Source organism: Saccharomonospora sp. NPDC046836 (genome assembly GCF_040645195.1).
Taxonomy (GTDB): Bacteria; Actinomycetota; Actinomycetes; order Mycobacteriales; family Pseudonocardiaceae; genus Prauserella_A.
This window is the reverse complement of sequence record NZ_JBEYXW010000008.1, coordinates 162,608-183,785: the sequence shown is the minus strand read 5'-3', so window position 1 is coordinate 183,785 and position 21,178 is coordinate 162,608. Positions and strand designations below refer to the sequence as shown.

The 21,178-nt window shown below is 68.9% G+C and carries 17 protein-coding genes; 2 read left to right on the top strand and 15 right to left on the bottom strand.

The genetic code is table 11. The features are described from left to right. Positions 1–54 precede the first annotated feature (54 nt). Complete coding sequence (locus tag ABZ863_RS13100) at positions 55–2,886, bottom strand: FAD-binding and (Fe-S)-binding domain-containing protein (protein WP_358534738.1); 2,832 nt, start codon at positions 2,884–2,886, stop codon at positions 55–57. A gap of 185 nt (positions 2,887–3,071) precedes the next feature. Continuing rightward, positions 3,072–3,260: a hypothetical protein gene (locus tag ABZ863_RS13095; protein ID WP_358534736.1), complete on the bottom strand. Its 189-nt coding sequence runs from the start codon at positions 3,258–3,260 to the stop codon at positions 3,072–3,074. Positions 3,261–3,562: 302 nt separating this feature from the next. Between ABZ863_RS13095 and ABZ863_RS13090 the strand changes: the two genes are divergently transcribed. Further along, the gene (locus ABZ863_RS13090; protein ID WP_358534734.1) at positions 3,563–4,444 is read left to right on the top strand and encodes a hypothetical protein; all 882 of its coding nucleotides are present in this window, start codon (positions 3,563–3,565) and stop codon (positions 4,442–4,444) included. Positions 4,445–4,453: 9 nt separating this feature from the next. On the opposite strand, the gene ABZ863_RS13085 is transcribed toward ABZ863_RS13090, so the two are convergent. Then, a complete protein-coding gene (locus tag ABZ863_RS13085) occupies positions 4,454–4,576 on the bottom strand; it encodes a hypothetical protein (RefSeq protein ID WP_358534732.1) in 123 nt (40 codons plus the stop codon). A 248-nt stretch (positions 4,577–4,824) separates the two neighbouring features. Next, positions 4,825–6,099 (bottom strand): DUF11 domain-containing protein, encoded by a 1,275-nt coding sequence (locus tag ABZ863_RS13080; RefSeq protein WP_358534730.1) that lies wholly within the window; start codon positions 6,097–6,099, stop codon positions 4,825–4,827. A gap of 276 nt (positions 6,100–6,375) precedes the next feature. Here ABZ863_RS13080 and ABZ863_RS13075 point away from each other — a divergent pair, with 276 nt between their 5' ends. Then, positions 6,376–8,013, top strand: a complete 1,638-nt coding sequence (locus tag ABZ863_RS13075; RefSeq protein WP_358534728.1) for an ABC-F family ATP-binding cassette domain-containing protein — start codon at positions 6,376–6,378, stop codon at positions 8,011–8,013. On the opposite strand, the gene ABZ863_RS13070 is transcribed toward ABZ863_RS13075, so the two are convergent. The 11 genes from ABZ863_RS13070 to ABZ863_RS13020 form a co-directional block, all read right to left on the bottom strand. Further along, positions 7,960–9,432: an FGGY-family carbohydrate kinase gene (locus tag ABZ863_RS13070; RefSeq protein ID WP_358534726.1), complete on the bottom strand. Its 1,473-nt coding sequence runs from the start codon at positions 9,430–9,432 to the stop codon at positions 7,960–7,962. The genes ABZ863_RS13075 and ABZ863_RS13070 overlap by 54 nt on opposite strands. After that, entirely contained in the window at positions 9,429–10,145 is a 717-nt protein-coding gene (locus tag ABZ863_RS13065; protein WP_358534724.1) for a GntR family transcriptional regulator, read from the bottom strand. Before ABZ863_RS13065 ends, ABZ863_RS13070 begins: the two co-directional genes overlap by 4 nt. 2 nt (positions 10,146–10,147) lie before the next feature. Then, entirely contained in the window at positions 10,148–11,344 is a 1,197-nt protein-coding gene (locus tag ABZ863_RS13060; protein ID WP_358534722.1) for a CoA transferase, read from the bottom strand. Positions 11,345–11,349: 5 nt separating this feature from the next. Beyond that, a complete protein-coding gene (locus tag ABZ863_RS13055) occupies positions 11,350–13,050 on the bottom strand; it encodes a thiamine pyrophosphate-binding protein (protein WP_358534720.1) in 1,701 nt (566 codons plus the stop codon). A gap of 32 nt (positions 13,051–13,082) precedes the next feature. Next, positions 13,083–14,090: a hypothetical protein gene (locus tag ABZ863_RS13050; protein ID WP_358534718.1), complete on the bottom strand. Its 1,008-nt coding sequence runs from the start codon at positions 14,088–14,090 to the stop codon at positions 13,083–13,085. Beyond that, positions 14,087–15,448 carry an MFS transporter gene (locus ABZ863_RS13045; protein WP_358534716.1) on the bottom strand — a complete coding sequence of 454 codons (1,362 nt, stop codon included), beginning with the start codon at positions 15,446–15,448 and terminating at the stop codon, positions 14,087–14,089. Before ABZ863_RS13045 ends, ABZ863_RS13050 begins: the two co-directional genes overlap by 4 nt. Positions 15,449–15,505: 57 nt before the next feature. Then, positions 15,506–16,459 (bottom strand): MaoC family dehydratase, encoded by a 954-nt coding sequence (locus ABZ863_RS13040; protein WP_358534714.1) that lies wholly within the window; start codon positions 16,457–16,459, stop codon positions 15,506–15,508. A 149-nt stretch (positions 16,460–16,608) separates the two neighbouring features. Then, a complete protein-coding gene (locus ABZ863_RS13035; RefSeq protein ID WP_358534712.1) occupies positions 16,609–16,791 on the bottom strand; it encodes a hypothetical protein in 183 nt (60 codons plus the stop codon). A 140-nt stretch (positions 16,792–16,931) separates the two neighbouring features. After that, the gene (locus ABZ863_RS13030; protein ID WP_358534710.1) at positions 16,932–19,007 is read right to left on the bottom strand and encodes a heavy metal translocating P-type ATPase; all 2,076 of its coding nucleotides are present in this window, start codon (positions 19,005–19,007) and stop codon (positions 16,932–16,934) included. Positions 19,008–19,045: 38 nt separating this feature from the next. Next, entirely contained in the window at positions 19,046–19,633 is a 588-nt protein-coding gene (locus ABZ863_RS13025; RefSeq protein ID WP_358534708.1) for a TetR family transcriptional regulator, read from the bottom strand. Between the two features lie 52 nt (positions 19,634–19,685). Beyond that, complete coding sequence (locus ABZ863_RS13020) at positions 19,686–21,095, bottom strand: MDR family MFS transporter (protein WP_358534706.1); 1,410 nt, start codon at positions 21,093–21,095, stop codon at positions 19,686–19,688. Positions 21,096–21,178: the final 83 nt, after the last annotated feature.

The following is a 21,178-nucleotide window of genomic DNA, read 5'->3' as shown; positions in this document are numbered from 1 at the left end:
GACCCGGCCACCACACGGCGACATCACGCCTGAAGAAAAAAGTCACCAATTCGGTTACAGGGCAGGTCTCGTACGACGTTCCAGGATTTCCAGCACGTGCTCGTAGTCGTGCCCGGTCGCCCGGCTCATCCCTAGCTCGCAGGTCCGGTTACAGGACGCCCACGCGTCGGCCTCGACCCCGGCGAGCTCGCGGGCCTGTGGTGCGGTCGCGGATGCGGTCAGCTCCGGGTGGAGCAGCCCGCGGTCGCCGGCGAACCCGCAGCATCCCCACGAGTCGGGGATGACCACGTCGGTGGCCACCGCCTCGGCGAGGCGTTTCAGCGGTTCGACCAGGCCGAGCTGGGTCGCCGAGCAGGTCGGGTGCAACACGATCCGGTCCAGCGGCTCGCGCACGGTGAGCTTCGGCAGCAGGTGCTCGGCGGCGTAGCCGACTGCGTCGACGACCCGCAGCGACCGGTACTGCTCGGGCCCGCCATCGATCATGACCCGCAGCCCCTCAGTGCAGGACGACGCGTCGCTCACCACCGGCAGCGCGCCGTGCCGGGTCGCCGACCACAGCGCGGGCAGCACCCGCTCCGCCATCACGGCGGCGCCATCGCGCAGGCCCTTGGACTTCCACGGGGTGCCGCAGCACAGCGACCCCAGCCGCTCCGGTGCCGTCGGCTGCACGCCTGCCCGGTGGCACAGCCGCACGAACGCCGCGGCCGCGCCGTCGCCGGACGACCCGAACATCGCCCCGGTGCACGAAGAGAACAGCACGAGGTCGGCATCGGCGGAGACCAGACCGGACGGGACGCGAGGGCCGCCGCCACCCGGCAGATCCGCCGACCACTGCGGCACCTGCTCCGGGTCGGCGACCGATCGCGCGGCCGCGGTCATTTTCCCGGCGAGCCCGCCGGGCAGCGCCCGTGCCACCGTCAGCGCGGCGCCGGCGACCTTCGTGGTGGCGCCCCAGCGCTTCGCGGCGGCCGTCCAGACCTTCGCCGCGGTCTTCTGTGGACGGTCGGCGCGCAACCGCCGGACCAGGTCCCCGGTGTTGATCAGGACCGGACAGGCGGTGCCACACATGCCGTCGACGGCGCAGGTGTCGACGCCCTCGTAGGCGTAGTCGGCCTCGAGCTCCGCGACCAGCGCGAGGTCACCGGCCTGCCGGGCCCGCTCCAGCTCGCGGCGCAACACGATCCGCTGCCGGGGTGTCGTGGTCAGGTCGCGGCTGGGGCAGACCGGTTCGCAGAACCCGCACTCGACGCAGCGGTCCACTTCGGACTCGACAGTGGGCGCGGACTTGAGGTCGGACAGGTGAGCGGTGGGGTCGTCGTCGAGGACCACGCCGGGGCTGAGCAGGCCGTGCGGGTCGCACAGCCGTTTGATCTCCAGCATGACCTCGTAGAGGTCGTCACCGTACTGACGGCGGACGAACGGTGTCATCATCCGGCCCGTGCCGTGCTCGGCCTTGAGGGTGCCGCCGTGGGCGAGCACGAGGTCGACCATGTCGTCGGTGAAGCGGCCGAACCGGTCGCGGCCGCCGCCGTCGCCAAGCCGCTCGGTGAGCATGAAGTGCACGTTGCCGTCCTTGGCGTGGCCGAAGATCACGGCGTGGTCGTAGCCGTGCTTTCCGAACAGGCCGATCAGGCCCTCGCAGGTGGGCAGCAGCTCCGGCACGGGGACGGCGATGTCCTCCAGCAGCGCCGCCGTGCCGGACGGGCGGGCCTCGGCGACCTTCGCGTAGAGACCCTTACGCAGTTGCCACAGCGCGGCCTTCGACGCGGCGTCCCCGGACAGCTCACGCGGGCCCGTCAGGGGCAACCTCCGCACGAGTGGGGCGGCTTCGGCGGCGAGGTGGTCGGCCTCCTCGGCGGTGCCGGCCCGGTACTCGACGAGCAGTGCGGCGTGCTGGTCGACAGTGAGCGCGCGCAGCCGGGGGTCGGCGTTGGCGTCGGCCTGGCCGACCCGCAGCGAGGTGGCGTCGAGCAGCTCGATCGTGGCCGGACCGGACTCGACCAGTGCCGGCAGCGCCCGGTTCGCCGCGGCCAGGTCGGGGAACACCAGCAGCCCGGTGCGCGTGTGCGAGAGCACCGGCACGGTGCGCATGACGATCGAGGTGATGAACGCCAGCGTCCCCTCGCTACCCACGATCAGCCTCGTGAGGATGTCGACCGGCCGGTTGTGGTCGAGGAACGAGTTCAGGCCGTAGCCCATGGTGTTCTTCAGCGAGAACTGCTGCTCGATGGTGCGCCGGGCGGTCGCGTCGCCACGCAACCGGTCGCGAAGCCGGGCCAGGCCCGCCCACAGCTCCGGTTCCCTGGCGCGCAGCTCGGTGTCAGCGCCGGGCGCGCCGGTGTCGAGTGCGGTCCCGGACGGCAGCACGATCTCCAGCGAGTCCAGCAGCGCGTAGGTGTTCGCGACGGTCCCGCAGGCCATTCCGGAGGAGTTGTTCGCGACGACGCCGCCGAGCGTACAGGCGACCTCGCTGGCCGGGTCAGGGCCGAGCATCCGGCCGTACCGAGCCAGCCGGGCGTTCACCGCACGCACGGTCGCGCCCGGCCCGACCCGCACTCGCCCACCGTCGTCGAGGATCTCGATGCCGCGGAAATGCCGACGGGTGTCAACGAGGATCCCGTCGGTGACAGCCTGGCCGGACAGGCTGGTGCCGCCGGACCGGAACGTCAGCGGGACGCCGGCCGCGGCGGACACCGTGAACAACCGTGCGACGTCGCCCGCGGACGCCGCCGTCACCACCGCCTGCGGGGTGCGGGCGAAATGGGACGCATCGTTGGCGAGCCTGAGCCGGTCGATCGCCCTGGTCTGGACGTCAGCCGGGCGCAGCACCGCCGCCAGCCGGTCGTACAGGCCGACGACACTGGCCGGTTCCACGTGAGCTGCCACGTTGTGGCCTCCTCGGAAGTCGAAGCGTTGTGTCTCCCCCACGCGTCCGCGCAGTTTGTTTGTTTCGTCGTTCCGTATTGTGGACCGACTTCCCTGTCGTAACCACGGGTCAGAAAGCTAAGGCAGCGATACCTGGCTGTCAAACTTCATGAAAACGGGGGTATTTCCTGTCCTCCGGATCGGCTTCATGAAAGGAACAGGTAGTGCTTAAGGTCCTGAAAGGATTGCTGGTCGGCGGGGTTCTCTCGGCCAGTCTGCTGACCGGCGCCGGAATCGCGAGCGCCGAACCCGTGACGGATTCGATTCTGCAGAACGATGGCCTGCGCGGGACGCTCAACAATGGCGTCGAATGGACGGCCGACCGAGAACGTCACGTCGTTGTCCTTCGCCGGTATCGGCGGGACGACTGCCCAGCGGGGCATCAATCTCTTTGTGACGGCGGATGTGCCACAACCGCCCGTGCCGATGATCGACCTGGGCGTCGCCGCCGTGGCTGCCCTGGCCGTGACGGGCGCGGCCGTCATGCATCGCCGTCGCCGGGGGAACGTCGCCGCATACGAGGGCGGTGTTCTCCAACCGTCTGATCACCCTCTGTGCAAGGCCCGAACACAGAAGGTGTTCATCACTACCCCTTCGCCGGTACAACTGCACAGCTGCCCATGCAAACCTTGATCAAGTGACAAACAGCCAAACCAGGCAAATCAACCTGTACGAACGGATCTGTGTCCGCGCACCGTATTTCGCGTTGCAGAACCTCCAGCACACCGCGCCCGGCGAGGCGACCGCCGCGGTGCCGATCGAGCTGCCGCCCACGCGTGAGACGTCGCCGATCAGCCTCGCTGAGAAAGGCCGGCATCTGGCCATCCTTGGTCTGTGTGCGGCAGCATCCGTTGCTCCGAACGACCAACGCCGCTATTACCTGGCACGCACAGCGTCGATCCGCTGCACGTACCCGCGCACGGTGTTGCCGAGTGAACGCCTGACCGCCCACGCGAAAGGGGCTTTTGTGTCGCCACGGGAAGCCGCGGCGACGACGACACTCGCGGCGGAGGACGGCGCACAGATCGCGAAGGCCGACTTCACGTACACGGTCGTTGGCGAACCGGTGTTCGCTCGCGCCTTCGCCTACGCCCACCGCCTCGATGTCGTCCCGACCAGCAGGGGCTTCAACCCGTACAGCCGCGAGCTGCCGTTGACCGACATCGGTGGAACGGCCCAGGACATCAGGGCATCGTTGACACCCACCGTTGCCGACTGCGCTGGGCACTTCGAGGCGTACCCGACGCTACCCGTCGCCGTGCTCGGCGGCTGCATGGTCAACCTCGCCTCGCACGTGGTGGACACGATGACCGGCGAGCCCAACACGCGCTGGGTTCCGCACCGCGTGGACGTCGACGCTCAGCGGCTCGTCGCTGCAGGGAAGACCGTGTACCTCAGCGGGCGATCAGTGGCTGTCCGCGATGGTGTGCACGAAGTCGAAGTTCAGGCCAGCTCCGACGGGGCACAGGTCGCGCACCTCACTGTGTGGGCAGAACCCGTGAACAAGCACGGGGTGTGACGCGCACCGTCAGGCGATTGCCGCCTCGGTGCGCGAGCCTCCGGGGAACAGCGCATTGGCAATGCGCATGACCAGCGATTCGATGAGGTTGGCGGCGATCTTTGCCAAGATTACGGCGAAGAAGTCGGCCATGATGTGCTCCTGACGTGCTCGGGTCGTACGGCGCCACCATCCCTTGTGGCGGTAAAGCACGCGAGGAGTTGAGGGTAACCACTTCATGAACCCCTGGTGAATTCCATGCCAAGCGCGGTCTCCGCTGCGCATCACACCCGGAGGGACACGTGGCCAGCGATGTCAAGGAACTGCTGACCGAGGGCCGGTGACCTCGCGGAGGTAGAGGCGAGGTCACCGACCCGGCAGCCACACTGAGACGGGCAAACTCAGCCGACTACCTTGCGGCGCGCACGATGACGCCGCAGCCCAAAACCAGCCCCAACAGCACCGAAACCGCCCAGAGCAATACCCGCAGCCAGCAACGGCACGTCGACGATCTCGACGGTCTCGTCAGCCGTGTTGTTGTCCGGGTTGGGATCCTCCTCATTACCCCGCACGGTCGCGCTGTTCATCACCTCACCCACCGGACCACCAGCAGTCGCAGTGACCGTAATCTGCGCACTCTCCCCCACAGCCAAAGCACCACCAGTACAACTGAGATCATTCCCAGCCACCGTGCACCCCGGCGTACCAGACTGCACATTCGACAACCCAGCAGGCAACACATCACTCACCGAATACCCAGACGACCCACCCGGACCATGATTAGTCACCGTCAACGTATACGTCACCGTCCCACCCACCTGAACCGGATCAGGCGACCCAACCTTCACAATCCCCAAATCAGTCGGCTGCGCAACACACGAAGTCGCGTCGTTAGCGCCGGAGCTCGGCCCTGCCTGGGTGGAGATGAGGGTGAACGTCGGCGATGCCGAGCTCGGGTTGGCGACCTCTACCCGGTGCAGTAAGCCGGCGTTGTCGTAGAAGCCGAGATCACCATTGCCGTAGGTGAACGCACCGCCGAACCCGCCGACCGGAACGACACCGGCGAACCGCTCGACACCACCGGTGTTCGGGTTGACACGAACCACGGCACCATTGCTGTTGGCGGACCAGAAATACCCGTCGGCGAAAGTCCAGTCGGCGCCGTCGAACGGCGCGGTGAGGTTCACCCTGCGGACCATCGTGTTCGTTGACACGTCAATGGCGAACATGGCCGTCGCGTTCGAGCTGGTGACCCAGAACAAGCCCTGGTCGTCGAATGCGCCGACGTTGTAACCCCCCGTCGTACCTGGGACGTTTCCTGGGGCCGGAAGGTTCGTGGGTGGTCCGAAACCGACCACCGCTCCGGTGGCGTCGATCTGCCACAGGCCAGCGTTGGTACCGCGCAGGCCATAGATGTAGTTGTCGGCAGAGTTGTAGCCGATCGCGTTGTAATGGTCAGGCGCAGGTGCGCCGACCGGGGCGAAGCCGATGCTCCCTTCACCGAAACTACCGCTGTACAGCTGGGCCGGTACTCCCTGCGCCAGAAACACCTGCCCTGTACACGTGAACGGCGTCGCCGCGGCAGCCGTGCCGGGACCGAGCAGGACCATGCTGCCCGCTGTCGCAGCCGCTGCCAGCGTCGCCATACCGACGCGTCTCAATGCTGTTGCAACCACCTGGACTCCCTCCATTGTGGATCGGGTTCGCAAAGAGGACCGCCGAACGGGCCGCACAAATGACGCGACTCGCGAGGTTGCCGCCTGCTAGGGTCCGGTCGAGTGATCTGGAGCCAGGGAGGCGTGAAGTGGTAGGTGAAGACGACATCTCCGGGTGATGCCCGGACATGACAGGCCACCGGCGTGTGCCGCCGTCGTGGCCGGTTCGTCGTTTCCCCATCACGATCCCTGCGGTGTTGCCTTCGACGCGCCCGCACGACACCCGAGGTCTCCTTCATGTCCGATGCATTCATCGTCTGCTCGAACCTGTCCTTCTCCTGGCCCGACGACACCCCGGTCTTTGCCGACCTGTCCTTCACCGTGCCCGGTGGCCGCACCGGCCTCGTCGCTCCGAACGGCGCCGGGAAGAGCACACTGCTCAGGCTGATAGCCGGTGAGCTGCCGCCCGCCGACGGGAACGTCACCAGCGCCGGTGTGCTGGGCTACCTCCCGCAGAACCTGCCGCTCACCGGCGAGCTGACTGTCGCCGAGGTCCTCGGGATCGCGCCGGTACTGGCAGCGATCGAGGCCGTCGAGTCAGGGGACGTCGGCGAGGAGCACTTCACCACGATCGGCACCGACTGGGACATCGAGGAGCGCACCCGCACCCAGCTCGGCCGGCTCGGCCTCGGTGAGCTCGACTTCGCCCGGCGCCTGAACACGCTCAGTGGCGGCCAGATCGTCTCCCTCGGCCTCGCGGCGCAGCTGCGCAGGCAACCGGATGTGTTGCTGCTGGACGAGCCGACCAACAACCTCGACCTCGACGCGCGGCACAAGCTCTACGACGTGCTCGAGGACTGGAACGGCTGCCTGTTGCTGGTCAGCCACGACCGGGCGCTGCTCGACCGCATGGACCGCATCGCCGAGCTCGATCGCGGCGAGATCCGGTTCTACGGCGGGAACTTCACCGCATACGACACCGCTGTGCGCGCCGCGCGCGAGGTCGCCGAGAAGAACATCCGCAGCGCCGAGCAGGACGTCAAACGAGAGAAGCGGGAAATGCAGCAGGCCCGCGAGCGCGCCGCGCGGCGGGCAGGCAACGCCGCCCGCAACGCCGCGGACTCCGGCCTGCCCAAGATCCTCATGGGGGCGAGGAAACGCAAGGCACAGGAGTCGGCCGGCAAGGCGGACGAGACACACGCCGCGAGGGTCAGCGCTGCGCGGGCCCGGCTCGATGAGGCCGAGCGCACCCTGCGCGACGAGCAGAAGATCTCCCTCGACCTGCCCGGCACCAACGTCCCCGCCGGACGCACGGTCTTCCTCGGCGAGGGGCTGCGGGTTCGCCACGGCGAGCGTGCGCTCTTCGCGGGCGACGGTGTCGATCTGGCGATTCGCGGACCCGAGCGCATCGCGCTGACCGGGCCCAACGGTGCTGGAAAGTCCACTCTGCTCCGGATCGTCGGTGGCGAGCTCGAGCCGGACGATGGCCGGATCAGCCGGGCCGACGGCCGGACCGCCTACCTGTCACAGCGGCTGGACCTGCTCGATCCCGATCGCACCGTGGTGGACAACCTGGCCGCTTTCGCACCCGCGATGCCGCCGGCACAACGGATGCATCTGCTGGCCCGCTTCCTGTTCCGGGGCCACCGCGTCCAGCTGCCGGTCGCGGCGCTGTCCGGCGGGGAACGCCTGCGCGCCACCCTCGCGTGCGTCCTGTTCGCCGAACCGGCACCGCAACTACTACTGCTGGACGAGCCGACCAACAACCTCGACCTGGTCAGCGTCGGCCAGCTGGCGAGCGCGCTCAACGCCTACCAGGGCGCGTTCGTGGTGGTCAGTCACGACGAACGCTTCCTCGCCGAGATCAACGTGCAGCGCTGGCTACAGCTGGCCGACGGCAGGCTGCTGGAGACGGCCGCGCCCGAAGCCGGCTGACGACACGACGGCCTCGTCGACCGCGTCCTGCAGGCGGCGCCAGTGCGCGTAGAGCTCGGCATAGCGGGCCGAGCGGCTGCTGTCGGGCTCGACCTCGCGCATCTCGCCGATGAGCCGGGACCGTATGGCGTCGGGCCCCGTGGCCTCACCTGCCCCGGCGAACGCGAGCGACGCGGCACCGAGCAGGGTGACGTCGGGCTCCGGTGAGACCAGCAGCGGCCGCGCGAGAACGTCCGCGCGCAGTTGTGCCACCCACGCGCTGCGGGCCGAGCCGCCGGCGAGCGCGACCGGAAGGCGGCCGGTGGGATCGAGCAGGTCGAGCCCTTCCCGAACGGTGAACGTCGCGGCCTCGTGTGCCGCGCGGAGGACGTGCGCCGCGTCGTGCTCGGGACGTTGCCCGAGCACGGCGCCGCGCGAGCCGGGCCGCCAGCGCGGAAAACGCGCACCCGTCATGGTCGGGACGATCGTCAGCCCGCCCGCGCCCGGCGGTACCGCGGCGAGCCCCTCTTCCTCAACGGCGCCCACCAGGCTGCGCCAGTGCGCGACCGCGCCACCGGTGAGCCCGCTCGCCCCGCCCGCGACGAAACGTCCGGGCAGCACCGCGGGATTGAGCATCGCCCCCTGCGGCGGCTCGATGCCGTGCGGGAGCAGCCGGCCGACGACGTCGGTCGTCCCCGCGACATCGGCGATGAGCTCCTCGCTCGTGCCCAGGAGCAGGCCGATGCCGACGGAGCCGTCCGGACCGCCTGCGACGACGGGCAGCCCTGCCGGAAGTCCGGTCGCCGCCGCGGCTCCGGCGGTCAGCTCGCCGACGACCGAGACCGGCTCGGCCTGCGGCGGGAACAGCGCCGGGTCGAGCCCGAGCCGCTCCAGCACGGCGGTGTTCCATGAGCGCCTGCGTACGTCGGAGGCGAGTGTGTAGGCGGCGTCGATCGTGTCGGTCGTGAGCCGACCGGTCAACCGGGCCAGGAGATAGTCCTTGGGCGAGAGCACGGCGGCCACCCTCGCGGCCCGTTCCTTGCCGAGTCCGAGCAGGTAGGCGAGCGCGCCTCCGGTCAGTGACGGACGGCCCGAGGAACCCAGGACCTGTTGTGCTGTCGCGTCGTCGACGGCGGTGAGCTCGTGCATGCCACGGGTGTCGGCCCAGCCGCCGCCGAGGTCGAGCGGTTGCAGCGCGGCGTCGACCGCGACCGTGCCGATGTGCGCGGCAATCGCGAGCGCGGCGGGTGCCGGGCAGTCCGCGAGCTTCGCGAGCGCGGCCAGGACGTCGCGGTGCAGTACCTCCGGATCGAAGGTCTCACCGCCGAGACCGGACACACGCCGGATGTGGCTGCTGGCAACGAGGTGCCCCTCGGCGTGCACGACAGCCGCACGCACGGCCGACGTGCCGACGTCGACCGCGATGACGTGTGCGCTCATTCGGCGTCGATTCGCAGCAGCAGCGGGAACCCTGGCAGGGTCCAGCTCGTAGTGAACTCGACGATCTCACCGGCCCCCCCGTAGGTCGTGCGGCGCGCCTCCAGCACGGCCCCTCCCGGCTCGGCGTCGAGCGCCCCCGCCTGTTCCGGGGTGAGCAGCGCCGCCGTCATGGACTGGTCGGCGTAGCGCAGGTGGACGCCGAACCGTTCACTCAGCGTCCGGTAGAGGGAGCCGCCGAGCAGCGGCTCCCGGCACAGCGACGGCGCCACGGCATACGGCACCCAGGCATCCTGCAGTGCGGCGGCAGCGCCGCCGATCAGGCGCACCCTGGTGAGGCGGTTGACCACATCGCCCTCGGCGATGCCGAAGACCGCGGCCACCTCCGCGGTCGCCCGCGTGGTCTCGGCACGCACGACCCGGCTCGACACCTCACCGGCGGCACCGGCGATCTCATCGGCGAAGGAACGCAGCCGGTTCAGCCGACGCCCGCGCTTGGTCGTCTCACTGACGAAGGTGCCGCTACCCTGCCTGCGCACGACGAAGTTCTCGGAGTCGAGCAGGTCGAGTGCCTGGCGCACGGTCATCCGGCTCACCCCGTACTGCCGGGCGAGATCGTTCTCGCCAGGCAGCTGAGCCGCCGGTGCCAGCACGCCGGCCTGTATCTGCGACACGATGTCGTCGTAGATCACCCGATACCTGGGTGCGCGCGCCATGATCAGATCGCTCCCGCTTGGTGTAACCGGATCACGTCCTCGGCGGACATCCCCAGGATCTCTCGGTACACGTACTCGTTGTCCTCACCCACCCGCGGCGGCGCCTTGCGGACCGTGGGCGGGGTCTTCTCCATCTTGATCGGGTTGCCCGGCATGCGGATCGTGCCGAGCTCGGGATGCTCGGCCTCGACGATCATGCCACGTGCGGCGATCTGCGGTGACTCCGCCACTTCGGCGACCGAGGCGACCTTGGCGTAGGGCACGCCGACCTCGTCGAGCAACTGCGCGATCTCGCTCGCCGTCCTGGCCGCCGCCCATTCACCGATCTCGCCTTCGAGGAACTCCTGGTGCTCCATCCTGCCCTCGACGGTCGCGAAACGCGGGTCCTCGGCGAGTTCCGGCCGCTTCATGACCGCGCAGAGCTTGGGGAACAGCGACGCCGTTCCCGCCTGGATGTAGATCGGCCCGTCCGCCGCCTCGTACACGTTGACCGGCGCCGTCAGAAGATCGCGTGAACCGCTGCGCGGCATGTCGAGCCCGAGCATGAGCTGGGCGATGAGGCGGATGCCGAGCGCGGAGAACATCGTGTCGAACGAGGCGACGTCCACGAGCTGCCCCTCACCGGTGCGCTCACGATGCAGGATCGCCATGAGCGCACCGATCGCGCCCTGGTAGCCGGTGGTGTAGTCGGCGATGTAAGTACCGCTCAGCGTCGGTTTGCCGCCGGGCTCACCGGTCATGTTCATGAGCCCGGACGACGCCTGGGAGATCGCGTCGAAGAGGGCACGCCGCGAGTCCGGTCCCGTCTGGCCGAAGCCGGAGATCGACACGAGGATGATGTCGGGGTTGAGCTCCTTCATGCGCTCGTAGCCGATGCCCATCTTCTCGATCGTGCCAGGGCGGTAGTTCTCCACCACGACATCCGCCCACTCGATGAGCCGTTCGAGGATGCCGAGCGCCTCGGGGTAGCGCGTGTCCAGGCTCGCGTCGTACTTGTTCCGGTGGTACAGGAACATGTAGATGCTCTCGTCCTCGTGGTAGGGCCCGTGGTGACGGGAGTCCTCACCGGACGGACGCTCGATCTTGACGACCTCCGCCCCGAAGTCGGCGAGGATCTGTGTGCACAGTGGACCCGCGATGAACCGGGACAGGTCGAGTACCTTCACTCCGGCGAGCGGCCCCGTTGTCGCGTTCGCCATCATCGTCACCCCTTCTTCGGCTGCTGTGCCACGAACGACGGGAAGGTCCACGCGTTCACATCGCGGTCGATCGGCACGTCGATCACCACCGGCTTGCCCGCCACGAAGGCGTCGGCAACGCGCCGGCGGAGCTTCGGCAGGCTGCTGATGACCTCACCGTCGACTCCCATCGCGCGGGCCGCCATGCCGAAGTCGACCGGTCCGAAGTCGACACCCACCGTGCGGCCGTTGAAGTGCAGTTCCTGTTCCTGCCGGATGTTGCCATAGCTGGAGTCGTTGAGGACGACGACACAGACGTTGCCGCCAACACGCGCCAGTGTCTCGAGCTCGCCGAGGCTCATGCCGAGTGAGCCGTCGCCGATGAGGGCGAGAACGGGGCGCCGCGAGTCGATCAGCGACGCGGCGATCGCCGAGGGCAGCGCGAACCCCATGTTGCCGAAGCCGACCGGCTTGATGTAGGTGTTCGGCTGGGTGATCTCCCACAGGAAGGACCAGACGCCCGGGTTCCCCGCATCGGGGATCAGCAGGGTCTCCTCGGGCGCGACCTCACGTAGTGTCCGCACGAGGTCGGCGGGCGAGAGCGGGCCCTCGGCCCCGGTTTCCTGGACTTCCGAACCCTGCCACCAGACGGTGCGCGCCTTGCCCAACGACGCGATCCACTCCGCGCGCCCCTGCCTGGCCGCCTCGGCGCGCGGGCCGACGGCCGTGACGAGGTCACGGGCGAACGAGCCGAGATCGCTCACAACGCCCTGGGTGACCTCGGAGTAGTAGCGGCCGATCATGGCCGGGTCGACGTCCACCTGGATGACCTCGGGCAGGGCACGCTTCCACCGCCCTGTCGACACGGCGTTGAGACTGTTGCCGAGCGCCAGCACGAGATCGGCGTCGCCGAGGACCTCTGTGGACAGTGCGGTGCCCATGCGGCTGACGGCGCCGAACACGAGCGGGTGCGTCGTCGGAACCGAGCCGATGCCGTTGAAGGTCGTGACAACGGGAATGGCGAGTGCGTCGGCGAGTGCGAGCACGTCGGCACTGGCACGCGCGCGGTTGCCGCCGTTGCCGAGCCAGATCACCGGCCGCTCGGCGGTCAGCAGGCGTTCGGCGACGCGGGCGAGCGCCACGGGGTTGGCGGAGGGACGCTCGGTGACCCACGTGCGGCTCGGGTGCACCTCGGGGATCGCGGGCGGGTTCACGACCTCGCCTTCGATCGTGTCGCGGGCGAAGTCGAGGTGCACCGGGCCGGGGTTGCCGGTGAGCGCGTTGACGTAGGCCTCCTCCATCGCCTGTTTGATCGACGAGGCGTGGGCGACGAGGCGGGAGTACTTGACGAGCGGCTTGATCAGCTCGACGTGGTCGGCGTTCTGCGCGTCGTCCTTGTGGATGTTCTCGCCGTTGTTGTTGCAGGTGAGGACGAAGCCGGGGCTGGAGTCCCGGTACGCGCCGCCGATACCGGTCAGCAGGTTGGTCGCACCGGGTCCTGTGGTCGAGATGCAGGCGGCGGGCTTGCCGGTGAGGCGGCCGTAGGCGTCCATCATGACGGCCGCCGCGTTCTCGTGACGGGTGTGGATGACCTCGATACCGGGGGTGTCGATGATCGCGTCGGTGATCGCGAGGGTCTGACCTCCGACGACACCGAAGACGTACTCGACGCCGAAGGAACGCAGCATGTCGACGACGAGCTGGCCGCCGGTCTTGGATGTGCTCATGTGGGCAGAATCCGCTTTCTGTGTCGGTCCGATCAGGACGTTGGCACGGTCGCACTGGCCCAGCCGGCCGTCATGAGACGGCCGTCCGAGTCGCGGCGAACCCAGATCTCCAGGTCGACGCGGAAGCCCTCGTCGACAGGGGTGACTGCGGTGACGACGCCGGTCGAGGTGAACGGCTCGAAGACGTCGAGAGGCGCGAGGAACTTGACCTGTATCCATCCCGAAGTGAGAAAGGAAGGTCCACATCGGAGGGTGAGTAGCTGGGCCAGCACACCGAACTGCTGCTGCCCCTGCACGATCGGGACGCGCAGGCCACCGGCCCGTGCGGCGTCGATGTCGTTGTGGATGTTGCGCACGTACTCGCCGATGCGGCTGAACACCGCCGCCTGCTCGGCGGTGATCGTCTTGTGCAGCGGCGCGAGCACGTCACCGACGCGGACACCGGAGTCCACCGTCTCGACCACTCGCGCGTCGTCGGGAACCTCACCGGTGACCCTGCGGCTCGGCGTCGCCGACCCGCGCCCGCCGATCGCGCCGGGGCTGGTCTTGAGGATCTCGACGCCGCGATGCCGCACGATGCTGCGCCCGTCCTCACCGGTCGCCTGTGCCTCCATCACGACGTAGCCCTCGCCACGACGCTCGTAGGCTTCGGTGTAGGTGCCGGTGAGCGTGACGACCTCGTCCAGCGGCGCCGGGCTGTCGAACCACATCTGTTCTTCGGTGTGGTAGCCGACGACCTTGCTACCGGCGTAGACCAGTGTGAAGAGCTGGACAAGATCATTGCCCAGCAACGCCGCGTGCCCTATGCGCTGCCCGCCGAACGGGCTCTCCTCCAGGTACCACGGCGAGTGGTCGTCATGGGTGAAGGCGAACCGCTTGATCTTGTGGTCGTCCACGACGACGCGCACGGTGCCGAGCTTCTCCGGGATCTCGAGGTTGGCGAACTCCGGCTCCTTGAGCCCCGACTCCAGATCGTCGGTCTCCAGTGCACGGCGTGGGTCGGTCAGGTCCCGCCAGGGGCGGTCGGACGGGTTCGTCATCGAGCCTCCTCACTCTTCTCGCCGACGATGTCGCTCTCGTTGGTCTCGGGTGCCATCAGCGCACACACCAAGCCGATCAGCGCCGCCACCACGGTGATGAGTGCGATGGGCCACGGATCTCCGTCGGTCGCCGCCAGCAGCGCCGTCGAGGCGAGCGGCCACAGACCAATGAGGACACTCGGGAGCTGCGCCGCGAGCGAGAGTCCCGTGTAGCGCACCTTCGTGCTGAACAGCTCCGAGAAGAACGCCGGCTCGACACCGTAGAGCGCGCCGACCCCGATCGCGTAGGCCACGACGTAGACCACGTACATGAGCACGATCGAGTCGGCGTCGAGAATCCAGAAGAACGGGAACGCCACGACCGCTGCGACGACCGAGCCCAGCACGAACACCGCACGCCTGCCGATCCGGTCGGACAGCTTGCCGAAGAAGTAGTAGGTGTAGATCGCCACGGCGGCCGCAACGGTGCCGGCGATGAGCACGTCGGTGCGCGGGATCTCGGTGTAGTTCGTGGCGAACGTGAGGCCGATCGTGAGGATGATGTAGCCGAAGACGGCCTCGCCGAAACGCATGCCCATCGCGAGCAGCAGCGGCTTCTTGAAGTTGCGGAACAGCTCGGCGATCGGCATCTTCTCCTTGGCCTTACCGCTGGCCGCCTCCTGCTCCAGCCGGTCCTGTGCCGCCTTGAAGGCCGGGGTCTCGGTGAGCTTGAAGCGGACGAACAGGCCGACGGCGATGAGCACGGCGCTCAGCAGGAACGGCACGCGCCAGCCCCACGAGAACAGCTGTTCGTCGGGCAGCTGTGAGACGAGCGCGAAGATACCCGTGGAGAACACGAGACCCACGGCATTGCCGATCTGCGGGAAGCTGCCGTAGGCACCTCGCTTGTCCGCTGGCGCGTACTCGACGGCGACGAGTGAGGCACCGCCCCATTCCCCGCCGACGCCGAAACCTTGCACGAGCCGCAGAATAACGAGGAGCACCGGTGCCCAGAGTCCGATTTGGTCGGTCGTGGGCAACAGTCCGATGAGGAACGTCGCGAACCCCATCAGCATGAGCGTGGTGACGAGAGCGGCCTTACGGCCGAACTTGTCGCCGAAATGACCGAAGACGATGCCGCCGACGGGACGAGCGAAGAACCCGACGCCGAAGACCGCGAAGGCGGAGAGTGTTCCGATGATCGGATCGTCCTCGTTGGGAAAGAACAACGGGCCGAAGACCAGGGCCGAGGCGGTGCCGAAGATGAAGTAGTCGTACCACTCGACGGCGGTCCCGACGAGACTGGCGACAGCCGCACGCTTGGCGAGCTTGGTGCGCTCCTGCTCGGTGGCAGGAGCAGCGGTTGCGGGCTCAGCCATGATGACTCCTTTGTCGAACTCAGGGCGGGGGAAGGGGATCGGGCTCGGGGGCCCGGGTCAGAGCAGCGGAGCCGGGCGGGCCGGGTCGTCGTCGACCCGGGCGGAGGCCCAGCCCAGCGCGGTGCGGGTGCCATCGGCCTTGTCCACCCATACCTCCAGTTCGAGCCTGCCGTCGGTGACGCCGACGACGGCACCGCTGGTGGTCAGCTCCTCACCGACGAAAGCCGGGGAGACGAACCGCAGGTCGAGCTCGCCAGAAGTGAAGAAGGTCGCACCGAAGACCTCGACCAGGTTCGCGATGATCAACCCGGTCTGCTGCTGAGCCTGCACGATGGTGCGGTCGAGGCCTGACGCGGCGGCCTTGTCCGAATGCGTGTGCACGTTGGCATAGCCACGACCCGCCCAGGAGAAGACCGACATCTGGTCCTGGGTGAACGTCGTTGTCCGCGAAGGGATCGCCGCATGTTCGGGGACGTCGAGGCGTGCCCTGCCGACCACGGGAAGGCTCGCGTCGACCGTGCCGCGCACCGTGCGCGGTCGCTCGTCGTGCGCTGCCCTGCGCTGGCCGACGACCTCACCGGCGACAGTGCGCATGATCTCCTTGCCGACGTGCCGCACCAGCAGCCGGCCATCGGCGCCGCGTGCCTCGGCTTCGAGTACGACGTAGCCCTGACCTCGGCGCTCGTACTTCTCGACGTAGCCGCCCTGGATCGTCACCGTCTCGCCCACCGGGATGGGCGCATGGAACGTCAGCCGCTCGTGGGTGTGCAGGCCCTGGGCCGTGTTGCCGTCGTAGTTCTCGTAGAAGAGAAACAGCAGGTCGTTGGCGAGCACGAGCGGGTGACCGACCGGGCCGCCGAAGGGCGAGTCGCCGAAGTACCACGACCCGAAGTCGTCCTCGCTGTAGGCGTAGTCGAGCACCTTGCGCCGGTCGACCGTCACGGTGACCGGGCCCATGGGCTCGGGTACCTCGACCAGCTCGTAGCGAGCTTCCTTGAGCTGCGACGTCATTGTCACCTCCATGTCGGGCCGCATCGGCCTCGAAATGACTAGTTGTATAGACGACTAGGCAGAAACTTAGGGTAGCGGTGACCGCAATGTCAACTACGGATTTCGCGAAAGGGTGTGAGTGCCGAACCAGTGGGCGGGGTCCGCGCGCGTCAGACGGCGGCTACCTGGCGCGCGGGCGACTCCGCGCGTTCGATGTGGAAGGTGGCGCCGGATTTGCCGATGCTCCAGCTCATCTGGGTAGCGCGGCGGTCGGTGAGCCACACGAAGGCCGCTACAGCGAAGAGAAGACCGACGAACAAGGGGATGACAAAGATCCACAACAGAGACAACACACACGCTCCACTACCGGCGCCGCCCTGAGACCTGGCACCACGTGGTCGCTTGTGTGCCTGTCCTACCCCACCCCCCGGAAGTTCCGCCTCAGGGTGAGCGCGGGCCTGGCGTACCAGCCGCACTCGCGGAGCTTCCGTCGTCATCTGGGTGTGTCATCGGGCGCGTGTCCCGAACTCGACGACCGCGCAAGATTACCACGATTCCCTTGGCCTGTCCCGAAATCCGCCCGGCCCGGGCGGAGGTCCAGCCGGCGCAGCAGCTGGGCATTGAGCGCGACGATCACAGTCGACAGGCTCATCGCGATCGCTCCGGCTGCCGGCGGCAGGACGAATCCGACCGGGGCGGCCACACCGGCCGCGAGCGGCACCGACAACAGGTTGTATCCGGTCGCCCAGCTCAGGTTCTGCCACATCTTGCGGTAGCTGGCGGTCGAGAGCACCCGCGTGGCGAGCACACCGCGCGGGTCGTCCGAGGCCAGCACGACGCCGGCGGACTCGATGGCCACGTCCGTGCCGGCGCCGATGGCGATCCCCACATCGGCCCGTGCCAGCGCCGGGGCGTCGTTGACGCCGTCGCCGACCATCGCGACGCGTTCGCCGCGCTGCTGCAGCTCGGCCACCGCCGCGTCCTTGTCCGCGGGCAGTACCTCGGCGAACACCTCGTCCACACCGAGATCCTTGGCGACGGCATCGGCCACGGTGCGCGCGTCGCCGGTGATCATGACGACCCGGACGCCATCGGCATGCAGCTGCTCCACGGTCTCCCGCGACTCGGGGCGGATCTCGTCGGCGAGCGCCAGCGCACCGGCCACCTGCCCGTTCGCGAGCACGTGCAGCACGATGGCGCCGCGATCGGCCCATTCCTTCGTCACCCGGTCCAGCCCCTCGGGCGGCGCGGCGGCGCGCTCGCGCAGCAGTGCGGGGCCGCCGACGGCGACCGTCTGACCGTCCACATCGGCCTGGACACCCCTGCCGGTGAGCGAACGGAAGTCACGCGCCACCGGCACGTCACCCCGCGCGGTCGCCGCGGCGACGATGGCTCGGGCCAAGGGATGCTCGGAGTCCCGTTCCGCGGCGGCGGCCAGCGCGAGCACCGCGTCGCGCGACCAACCGTCCACGGCGGCGTGCTCGGTGACGGCCGGGCTGCCCTTGGTCAGGGTGCCGGTCTTGTCGAACAGCACCGCGTCGACGGTGCGCATGCGCTCCAGTGCGAGCCGGTCCTTGACGAGTATGCCCGCCTTCGCCGACAGTGCCGTCGAGATCGCGATGACCAGCGGGATGGCCAGCCCCAGCGCGTGCGGGCAGGCGATGACCAGCACCGTCACCGTGCGTTCCACGGCGGTCGTCGCCTCACCGAGCACGAGCCAGACACCGAACGTGATCGCACCCGAGCCCAGCGCGAACCAGAACAGCATCGCCGCGGCACGGTCGGCCAGCGCCTGCGCGCGGGAGCGCGAACTCTGCGCGTCGGCGACCAGCCGCCGGATGCCGGCGATGGCGGTGTCCTCGCCGACCGCCCCCACACGCACGCGGATCGCCGAGTCGGTCGCGACCGTTCCCGCCACCACCCGGTCACCCACGGCGCGGCGCACTGGCCGGGACTCCCCCGTCACCATCGACTCGTCCAGCTCGGCGCTGCCCTCGACCACGCTGCCGTCCGCGGGAACCCGCCCGCCCGAACGCACCAGTACCGTGTCGCCCACTCGCAGCTCGGCCAGTGGCACCGCGGTGACCTGCCCGTCGTCGATCCGCTCCGCGGTGTCCGGCAGCAGCTCGGCCAGCGCCTCCAGCGCCCCGGACGCCTGCCCGAGTGCCCGTATCTCCAGCCAGTGGCCCAGCAGCATGATGACCACCAGGAGCGCCAGCTCCCACCAGAAGTCCAGGTCGAGCCCGCCGACGCCGAATGTGGTGAGCGCACTGGCCGCGAACGCCACCGTGATGGCCAGCGACACCAGCGTCATCATGCCCGGCTTGCGAGACCGCACCTCACCGACGGCGCCGGACAGGAACGGCCAGCCGCCGTAGCCGTAGACCACGGTGCCGAGCACCGGCGCCACCCAGCCCGCCCAGCCCGGCACCTGGTATCCGAGCAGCTCCCCCGCCATCCGGCTACCCGCGACCACCGGCACGGCGAGCACCAGGCTCAGCCAGAACCGGTCGCGGAACACGGCGGCGTGGTCACCATGGCCGCCATGGGCTCTGCGCGCGGTCTCCATACCGCGCACCATACCCCTATGGGGTATGAATGCAACTGTTACCGGACCCCGTCGATCCAGCCCTGCAACAACGGCGCCGTCCTGGCGACCAGCCGCTCGTCGGGCTCGGCGGAGATCGCCTCCGTACGCAGGACGAGCCGGGTGGCACCGAGGCCGATCAGATGCGCACACACGAGCTCGGCACGCAGGCGCGCATCCGGCCCGCTGAGCCGGTCACTGAGCTGCGTCACGAACTGCCGCTCGAAGTTCTCCCGGAACGTGGCACCCGCGGGCCGGGACGAGGTGAACAGCGCGCGCAGCAACGGATCGGCCCTGGTGCGCTCGTGGAAGTCGAGCAGTGTGCGCACCAGGTGCGTGCCGAGCTCGTCGAGCGGGCAGTCGAGCAGCACCGCGGCCTCGGCCTCGAAGCTCGACGCCTCGGCGAAGAGGTTCTCCTTGCTGCCGAAGTACTTCATGACGAGCGCGGCGCTCACCTGCGCGTCGGCCGCGATGTCACGCAGCTTCACATCGGCGTAGCCGTGCAGCGAGAACCGGCGGCGTGCTGCGGTGAGCACTGCGGCACGCGTCGCGTAGGCATCGCGCTTCTGCTCGTCGGCGACAGCGGTCACCGGCTCCGGAGTGGACACGGCGTAAGGCTAACGCGACCCGCCCACGGTCACCGCGTCCGTGACGGCGCCGTCACCGGCGTGGTGCCGGCGTCAGCGCGCCGATCAGCGCGGCGAGCACGCCTGCGCCACCCGCGATGACGAAGACCACCGTGTAGGCCTGTCCCGACGGGTAGCTCGTCTCGCCGAGATGCAGCACCAGTCCCGCGGTCACGGTCGCGACGATCGCACTGCACGTCGACGTGCCGACCGAGCGGGCCAGCGCGTTGAGGCTGTTGGCCGCCGCGGTCTCCGACATCGGCACCGCACGCATGATCAACGCGGGCACCGCACCGTAGGCCAGCGCGGCGCCCACCGAGGTCACCGTGACCACCGCGATCACGGCCACGAGCGGATGGTGCAGGAGCGGGCGAGCCAGGTTGCCCAGTGCCAGCACCGCCGCACCGAGCACCAGCGTGACGCGCGGACCCCAGCGGCGCGAGATCACGGCCGCCAGCGGGGAGAACGCGACCATGGCGCCGCCGACCGGGAGCAACGCCACACCGCTGAGCACCAGGGAAAGGTCGAATCCGTACCCGGTCTGCGCGGGAGCCTGCAGCATCTGTGCGCTCACCATGAACGAGGCGAACATCGCGACACCGACCAGGATCGACGCGAGGTTGGTCAACAGCACCGCCGGGCGCGCCGAGATCCGCAGGTCCACCAGCGGAGCCGAGGGCACCCGCAGCTCGTAGTAGCCCCACGCGACGAACAGCACAGCGGCGGCGCCGAACATCCCGAGCACGACGGGGCTGGACCAGCCCCACTGCGTCCCACGCGACACCGGTACCAGCAGGCACAGCAACGCGACCGAGAGGCCCAGCGCGCCGAGGACGTCGAACCGGCCTCCGCTACGCACCGGCGATTCCGGTACGAACAGCCACACGAGCACCATCTGCAGCACCGCGAACACCGCTGCACCGGCGAACAGCCAGTGCCAGTCCGCGTACTGCGCGACGAGGCCGGCCAGCGGCAGGCCCACGGCACCGCCTGCACCCAGTGTCGAGCTCATCATCGCGATGCCGGTACCGACCCGTTCCGGCGGCAGCTCGTCGCGCATGATGCTGATGCCGAGCGGGATGACCCCGATCGCGATGCCCTGTAACCCCCTCGCGACGAGGACGACGGTGAAGTCGCTGCTGACCGCGCCGAGCGCGCTACCGAGCGCCATCGCGGCCAGCGCCGCCAACAGCATGCGGCGCTTGCCGAACATGTCGCCGAGCCTGCCCAGCACCGGCGCGAAGACCGCTCCCGTCAGCAACGTCACCGTGATCAGCCAGGCGGCGTTGGACGGCGTGGTGCCGAGCAGCCTGGGGAACTCCGGCAGCAACGGAACCGCGAACGTCTGCATGAGCGACACCGCGATGCCCGACATCGCCAGCACGCCAACGGCACCGGCGGGCCGGGTACGCGAGCGTTCGGGTGCGGACAGCGTTGCGGTCACCAGCGAGCTCCTCTTCTGACGTGCCGACCAGCACACGGAGCAAGGCGGTGAACCGTTGTTCACCGCCTTTCCGAAAGTAGTAA

Excerpts from the sequence above, each read along its gene's own strand:
- ABZ863_RS13060 (WP_358534722.1), bottom strand. The coding sequence starts at position 11,344 with ATGGCGAACGCGACAACGGGGCCGCTCGCCGGAGTGAAGGTACTCGAC.
- ABZ863_RS13065 (WP_358534724.1), bottom strand. The coding sequence starts at position 10,145 with ATGGCGCGCGCACCCAGGTATCGGGTGATCTACGACGACATCGTGTCG.
- ABZ863_RS13030 (WP_358534710.1), bottom strand. The coding sequence starts at position 19,007 with ATGGAGACCGCGCGCAGAGCCCATGGCGGCCATGGTGACCACGCCGCC.
- ABZ863_RS13055 (WP_358534720.1), bottom strand. The coding sequence starts at position 13,050 with ATGAGCACATCCAAGACCGGCGGCCAGCTCGTCGTCGACATGCTGCGT.
- ABZ863_RS13050 (WP_358534718.1), bottom strand. The coding sequence starts at position 14,090 with ATGACGAACCCGTCCGACCGCCCCTGGCGGGACCTGACCGACCCACGC.
- ABZ863_RS13075 (WP_358534728.1), top strand. The coding sequence starts at position 6,376 with ATGTCCGATGCATTCATCGTCTGCTCGAACCTGTCCTTCTCCTGGCCC.
- ABZ863_RS13070 (WP_358534726.1), bottom strand. The coding sequence starts at position 9,432 with ATGAGCGCACACGTCATCGCGGTCGACGTCGGCACGTCGGCCGTGCGT.
- ABZ863_RS13040 (WP_358534714.1), bottom strand. The coding sequence starts at position 16,459 with ATGACGTCGCAGCTCAAGGAAGCTCGCTACGAGCTGGTCGAGGTACCC.
- ABZ863_RS13085 (WP_358534732.1), bottom strand. The coding sequence starts at position 4,576 with ATGGCCGACTTCTTCGCCGTAATCTTGGCAAAGATCGCCGCCAACCTC.
- ABZ863_RS13045 (WP_358534716.1), bottom strand. The coding sequence starts at position 15,448 with ATGGCTGAGCCCGCAACCGCTGCTCCTGCCACCGAGCAGGAGCGCACC.